At 30.0% G+C, this 6,511-nt stretch carries 7 protein-coding genes; 3 read left to right on the plus strand and 4 right to left on the minus strand.

Features of this window, described 5'->3' with window-relative positions; translation table 11 throughout:
• Positions 1 to 3: 3 nt before the first annotated feature.
• From PNO30_RS08060 to PNO30_RS08070, 3 genes are read left to right on the plus strand one after another with little or no spacing between them, the layout of a single operon-like run.
• The gene (locus PNO30_RS08060) at positions 4 to 1,416 is read left to right on the plus strand and encodes a Y-family DNA polymerase (RefSeq protein WP_271987924.1); all 1,413 of its coding nucleotides are present in this window, start codon (positions 4 to 6) and stop codon (positions 1,414 to 1,416) included.
• Positions 1,413 to 1,769, plus strand: a complete 357-nt coding sequence (locus tag PNO30_RS08065) for a hypothetical protein (RefSeq protein ID WP_271987926.1) — start codon at positions 1,413 to 1,415, stop codon at positions 1,767 to 1,769. Before PNO30_RS08060 ends, PNO30_RS08065 begins: the two co-directional genes overlap by 4 nt.
• A complete protein-coding gene (locus PNO30_RS08070) occupies positions 1,762 to 2,052 on the plus strand; it encodes a DUF5960 family protein (protein ID WP_271987927.1) in 291 nt (96 codons plus the stop codon). Before PNO30_RS08065 ends, PNO30_RS08070 begins: the two co-directional genes overlap by 8 nt.
• A 69-nt stretch (positions 2,053 to 2,121) precedes the next feature.
• Here the strand turns inward: PNO30_RS08070 and PNO30_RS08075 are convergent, their stop codons facing one another.
• From PNO30_RS08075 to PNO30_RS08090, 4 genes are all read right to left on the minus strand, one after another.
• Positions 2,122 to 3,714 (minus strand): YSIRK-type signal peptide-containing protein, encoded by a 1,593-nt coding sequence (locus tag PNO30_RS08075; protein ID WP_271987929.1) that lies wholly within the window; start codon positions 3,712 to 3,714, stop codon positions 2,122 to 2,124.
• Between the two features lie 207 nt (positions 3,715 to 3,921).
• On the minus strand, positions 3,922 to 4,233 hold the full coding sequence (locus PNO30_RS08080) for a hypothetical protein (protein WP_271987931.1): 312 nt from the start codon (positions 4,231 to 4,233) through the stop codon (positions 3,922 to 3,924).
• A 313-nt stretch (positions 4,234 to 4,546) separates the two neighbouring features.
• On the minus strand, positions 4,547 to 5,311 hold the full coding sequence (locus PNO30_RS08085; RefSeq protein ID WP_271987933.1) for a class I SAM-dependent methyltransferase: 765 nt from the start codon (positions 5,309 to 5,311) through the stop codon (positions 4,547 to 4,549).
• 61 nt (positions 5,312 to 5,372) lie between these two features.
• Complete coding sequence (locus tag PNO30_RS08090) at positions 5,373 to 5,990, minus strand: SAP domain-containing protein (protein WP_271987935.1); 618 nt, start codon at positions 5,988 to 5,990, stop codon at positions 5,373 to 5,375.
• Between the last annotated feature and the right edge of the window lie 521 nt (positions 5,991 to 6,511).

Below are 6,511 nucleotides of genomic sequence, written 5' to 3' on the forward strand. Positions count from 1 at the left end.
TCCATGGGAATAATTGACTACACATTAGAACCTCATTCTGACATAGCGTTTATAGACATGAAATCTTTTTACGCTAGTGTCGAATGTGTAGAACGTGGACTTAATCCGCTAACTACCTCACTTTGTGTAATGAGTAGAAGTGATAATTCTAATGGTCTAATCTTAGCCAGCTCTCCTATATTTAAAGAAGTTTTCGGAAAAAATAATGTTGGAAGAAGTTACGATCTGCCTTTTGATATCAATACACGACGTTTTTCGTTTTATAATGCAAAAAGACAAGGGCTTAAAATAACTCCAGAATATATTAAACACATTGAATCTTGGGCTAAGAAAACATTAATAGTCCCCCCAAGAATGACTCTATATATTGAGAAAAATATACAAATACTCAACGTACTAAAAAATTATGTTCCAGACGAAGATATCCATCCCTACTCGATTGATGAAGGTTTTATCGATTTAACTCAGTCCCTTAATTACTTCATAAAAGATTCTACTAAAACAAGAAAAGAAAAATTGGACATAATTTGTGCGAAAATCCAACATGATATATGGAAAAAAACAGGAGTATACTCAACTGTGGGCATGAGCAATTCTAATCCACTTCTAGCAAAACTTGCTTTAGATAATGAAGCTAAGAAAACTCCTACTATGCGAGCAAATTGGTCATACGAAGATGTTGAAACAAAAGTGTGGAGTATACCAACTCTTACTGATTTTTGGGGTATAGGAAAAAGAACAGAAAAAAGATTAAATAAATTAAAAATAGATTCTGTTAAAGATTTAGCAAATGCTAATCCTGATATACTAAAAAAAGAATTTGGAATTATCGGAGTTCAGCTATGGTTCCACGCAAATGGTATAGATGAAAGTAAGCCCTCAAAACCTTATAAGCCAAAATCAAAAGGTTTAGGTAACTCCCAAGTCCTTCCTAAAGACTATAAAATAAAATCACAAATAGAATTAGTTTTATCTGAAATGGCTGAACAAGTCGCCATAAGACTAAGAAGAATTAAGAAGAACGCAAAATCCGTACATATTCATATTAGTTACAGTAGAATTGAAAATAAAAAATCTATTAACGCATCTAAAAAGATTAATCCTACTCAAAGCACAAAGCAACTAACCGATTATGTTTTAGAACTCTTTAGAAGTAAATATGATGGTGGTGCTGTACGTTCTATCGCAGTTAGATACGATAACTTAGTAGATGATAATCTTACAATATACTCTCTATTCGATGATATTGAAGCTATTGAAAAACAAAGAAAAATAGATAAAACATTAGATAGCATACGTGATAAATATGGATTTCTCTCTGTACAAAACGGAAGTATGTTGATGGAAGGTTCACGTGTTAAAGAAAGAAGTAAATTAGTAGGAGGACATGCCGGTGGCATGGATGGAATAATATGATAAACAGAAATTATCTCCCTTATAAATCCGCAAGAGAATATGCTGATCGTGGTATGGCAAAATGGATGGGATTTTTCATCTCAGAGCATACTACCGCAATCAATACACAAGGTGACACCATAGACTTTTCCAATAATATGGATAAAGATGAAAAAAGATTGTTACTAAATCAGCTATATTTCTTTAAAGGACTAGCATATTTATATATCCTCAATCAACGTGAACCATATCTAGGGAAAGTTGTTGATTGTGGCAAAGATACTATTTATTTTTCTACTAAACAAAACATATTACAAGTTTCAATTAATGATATTCTAAAAGTTTCACTAGCAGAGGAATTAGACTATGAATAAACTTAATCAACACGAAGTACAATTCGATTATTTTAGCAGTAACTATGATCAATTTGAAAAAGATTTCTATAAATATTCCGCATTAAATATTCCTCTAACATTTTTAACAGATGATATTTTAAGTTTAATGGTAAATAACAATAGCAATTTTTTCAGATTAACCGCTAATAAATCAAAAGATAAAAGAGACCACTACTTCTTTTTTAAAGTTCAAACTCCTTTAGAAAACAAGATGGTGAGAATCTTTCAATATACTGGACATAAATTTATAAACCAAAAATAAACTCGAAACTAGGATAAGCTCCTAATTCGAGTTTATTTTCTATATCTAAGTGTGATAATTTCTTAGATTTTATTGATTTTGTTTCCTTCTAATTGCTATTGCAGCCCCTAAAGCTAATAACGCAAAAGTAACAGTTTGTCCTGTTTCTAAACCAGTTTTCGGTAGTTGTTCATTTTCTTTTGTATTATTTTCTTTTGTATCACTATTAGTTTTATTACTATTCGTTTTATTACTATTATCAGACTCTTCTTTTTTGTTCTCAGGCTTATATTCAGCTTTTACCGATGTCACTATTTGAACACGACTTTCTAAATCCTTAGCACCTACTCTGATTCTCTCTAGAATAGTAAATTTACTAAAATGATTTATTTTAAATTGTATAAATCCTTCACTAAAACTACTTTCAACTTTTTCTAGTTCATTATTTTCCGCAATATGATATACTTCTAGTTCTGCATCATCATTTTTTACAACAGACATTTTAACTGTACGTTCTGCATCACTATCTAGCTTTTTCCCATCTTTTTCAAAATGAATTTCAAATACTTCCACAACTTTATATTCACTACCTAATTTTTCGATAATAGTTTTATTTAGATTTTCATCATTAATTGATCCTACAAAAACATTATCAGCTTTTATTTTATCTTTATCAAATAATACAGCTACATCACGTCCTGAAAGTTTCGCTGATAAAACATTGTTTTCTACCTTAGCAGTATTTGTTGGAGTTTCTTGTTTTTTATCATTAGTTACTTCTTGTTTACTTGGAATCACTTTTGAAGTTTCTTTGCTAGGAACTTCTTTCTTGTCTCCAGGAAGAGCTTGCTCTTTAGGAGTTTCTTTTTTATCTTCTTTTACTTCGTTTTTTTCTTTCTTATTCTCAGAAACTTTGTTTTCTTTTGGAGTTTCCTTCTTATCAGTCTCTTTAGTCACTTCTTTATTTTCTTTTTTTTCACCAGTAACTTTTTCTTCTTTAGGGCTATCTTTTTTGCCTTCTTTTTCAACTGAAGGTTCATTCTTTAAAGTATTTTCTAAAATAGATTTCACTTTTTTAAGATTTTCATTATTAGGATTAACTGCTAACAATTCTTTAACTTTAACTAACCAGACAGTTTTTATTTCCTGTTCTTTCTTTTTATCAACTTTAATACCAGCTAATAGATAATTTACAAATTCTTTTTCATCAATTGAATTCCAATCAACCTTATCTTCTAAAATAGATTCAACTAATTTCTCTTCTTTGTGAACTTTTACCACTGGAGCCGGTGTAGTTACCACAGGTTCTGTAGTTTTTGAAGTTTTTTCAAGAGAAATTTCTTCTGTTTTAGATTTAACTGAAATAGTTTTATCTGTTACACCTACACTATGATGTTCTATAATTTTTCCTTCCTGTTTACAATCTTCGCACACAGTAAGTGCATTAGGTTCTGTAGGCCTTGGAGCCGAATCAGCTTTAGTTTTTATTTTTTCTGTTTTTTCTAAAACAGGTTTGTTTACATGTTCTAAATTAACATCGTGAGTAACTTCAGAATTTACAACAATATTATTTACATCTTCGTGCGCATAAGCTGTTCCAAAAGATCCTGCAGTAATACCTATTAATACACTAGCAATACCTACTGAAACCTTTCTTATCGAATATTTTCTCTTACTAAACATAATTTTCTCCTTATCAAATTGTTTAAAAATTACAATTCACTCATTATACTATCTTTATAATTATATTATATCTATTAAAATTGAGCAAGTATGAACCTATTTTAATAACTTATAATATTAAAATACCAGAATCAAAAGCTTAGTATTCTACTTTACTCTTTTGATTCTGGTACATAATAATAATATCTATAATTTTCAAATCCTATATTATCTAATTTGATGTTTATTCATTTTCTCTTGGAAAATATTTGTAATAACTTTACGTAGCTCTTCTTTTTCTTTTTCTGGCCATTCACCTTCTTGTTGAGCCGCTGCATAAAGTTCTGGATACTCAACAGAAATTCTCTTTACTGTACGTGTGTTAGCATGTTTTCTTACGAAAAATGGAATCTTCTTCATTAATTCTTCAGGAACTAATGAAAGTATTCTATCAGCAGTTTCTCTATCACTAATTACTGAAAAAGTAAGACCTTTCTTTATCTGTTTTTGTTCCTGTTCTGTAAAATCTTCTAACTTCATTCTTGTTCTCCTAAATATGTATATCTCTTAATTAAAGATTATATACTAAGAGTTAGGAAACAACAAATATATTCTACTGATAGAGATTATCAGTATTATAATGTTATCTACTAATAACTACCTAAATTTTAAAAATAATGATTTCTTATATGAAATTATATAATCTGAACAGTAAATTTTTTTGACTTACCGTTTAATAAATGGCTATTTTATAGCGTTTTATTTGATTATTTGAGTTAGACAGACTAGGATTTAGATTTTAACTCTTATGGAAAATAACAAGGGCTATTCTCCTAAAGTATGTTCTATACCATTATAGTTTAATGCAAAGTGTAGCTATATAGTCGTTTCCATAACGTGATAGTCTATGTCTTTTGTCACACGATTCATAAAAATCTATCATAGCAAGACCATTTTTAAGTTGTCCTCTAATCTGAGTTTCTAAGGTATGGCTAAATTCATATCCATATTCTGGGTTTATAGTTATCTTGCCTTCCTCTTCAAGCTCTCTCGAATTAAAAGGTATTGAGAATTTTAAAAGTAATTCTTCATCGGGTTTGTCCCATACAATGTCAACATCATACATGTATATCCAAGGATTCATAAATCCAACCATTAACAATCCACCCTTTTTCAATACTCGAGAGGCTTCTTTATATATATTTTCTAAATCTTCTACATATACATTTGAAACTGGATTAAAAATAATATCAAATGTTTCATTTTCAAATGGAAATGGTTTTGTCATATCGCTTTGAACTGTGTTGATATTTAAGCCTTCTCTTTTAGCAACCATTTCATCTCTTTGCAATTGTGATTTAGAAAAATCCATTATAGTTACATCATAACCTTTTACAGCAAAAACTGGGCCTTGCTGACCACCACCACAAGCTAAACCTAATATCTTTTTCCCGTTTGCTTTTTCAAACCATTCTTTTGGAACTTTTTTCCCAACAGTTAATGCAACAGAAATTGGATTATTTCTAGCTTCTTCTAATTGTTCGTGTGTCAACGGCTCGGTATAGTCATTTTTTACATTATTCCATCTATCTTCATTTAACTTTATATAACTATTCATCTTATAATCTCCTCGTAATTTTTCAAATGTGAGCTATCGTTAAAAAATATCCGATATATTTTTATTTGCGGTACTCCTCTAATTTGAATCCATATTCATTTAGAAGTTGTTTTGAATAAATTTTTTCATTTTTTGAATTTCTAACTTCTTTCCAAAGGATAGCTGCAACTTTTAACTTGTTAGAATAATTATTGCTAAATTCATCTGCACAAAAATCTTTTAGAAATTGATTCCACTGACAAGTCGAATTATCATACTTTGCATAATCTGACTCTCCATAATATATTTTTATCATATCTTGAATTGTAAATTCTTTATTGTTATCACTTTTTACTTTTCTCCAAGCCGTTGCCATATCAGCATTGAATTTAAACGGGCTAACTCCTGTTACAGCTGAAAAATAATCTCTAAATTTTTGGTTAAAAGAAAAACCACATTCTAGCAATGGTGTATTTAAAGATATTACTTCGGCATGTTTTTTGTTTACTTTTCTTGTAGACTTTTCTATTCTATTTCCCTTGAAATATTGTTCAATAATATAGTTCAATTCTTTCTTTGTACATCTATACTCTAGTCCAAGAGACTTACATATTTGTGAAAGTTCCTCTCGATACCAATAGTACTTGTTAAATTCCTCAAATGATTCTATATCTTTAAAACTAGGTCTAATTTCTATCACACATTCACCTCCGAAACTTCAATTATATATTTCCCTCTTAATCAACTTAATTTATTTTATTATACAATACTCCTTAGATTTCGTAAATTAAAATAAAGACTTACTCCAAGTTACCAATATCCTTTAACGATAACCTTAGAATAAGCCTTTATTTTCTACACTTCATTTATTCACTAGTTACAACTTTTGACATTAATACTACACACTCATCGATTCACTGTTACCTCATCACTAACGCTCTGCGATAACTATCTCATAAAGTATTCGTAATTAATGGCTTCAGCCTACACCCTTGTCATTAAAACGACTGCTTCAACATAGCTCGGTTCTCCAACGAGTAACGCATTTCATATCCACTGTACACAGGAATGGTAGAACGCCTATTTTCACCTTAAAATGGGTATGTCAAAACGATACCAATAATGCCCCCTGAAAAGGGGTGGTTTTCTCTTCGGGTATAACCCTTTGTTACTAACACGCACCTCAAGGCGCTGGCTTTCACATTCGTTCAAGCCCTATTG

Source organism: Gemella haemolysans, assembly GCF_028308085.1.
GTDB lineage: Bacteria > Bacillota > Bacilli > Staphylococcales > Gemellaceae > Gemella > Gemella haemolysans_D.

What these genes read in the sequence shown, in the direction of transcription:
- PNO30_RS08060 (WP_271987924.1), top strand. Translation starts at nt 4, where the DNA reads ATGGGAATAATTGACTACACATTAGAACCTCATTCTGACATAGCGTTT.
- PNO30_RS08065 (WP_271987926.1), top strand. Translation starts at nt 1,413, where the DNA reads ATGATAAACAGAAATTATCTCCCTTATAAATCCGCAAGAGAATATGCT.
- PNO30_RS08070 (WP_271987927.1), top strand. Translation starts at nt 1,762, where the DNA reads ATGAATAAACTTAATCAACACGAAGTACAATTCGATTATTTTAGCAGT.
- PNO30_RS08075 (WP_271987929.1), bottom strand. Translation starts at nt 3,714, where the DNA reads ATGTTTAGTAAGAGAAAATATTCGATAAGAAAGGTTTCAGTAGGTATT.
- PNO30_RS08080 (WP_271987931.1), bottom strand. Translation starts at nt 4,233, where the DNA reads ATGAAGTTAGAAGATTTTACAGAACAGGAACAAAAACAGATAAAGAAA.
- PNO30_RS08085 (WP_271987933.1), bottom strand. Translation starts at nt 5,311, where the DNA reads ATGAATAGTTATATAAAGTTAAATGAAGATAGATGGAATAATGTAAAA.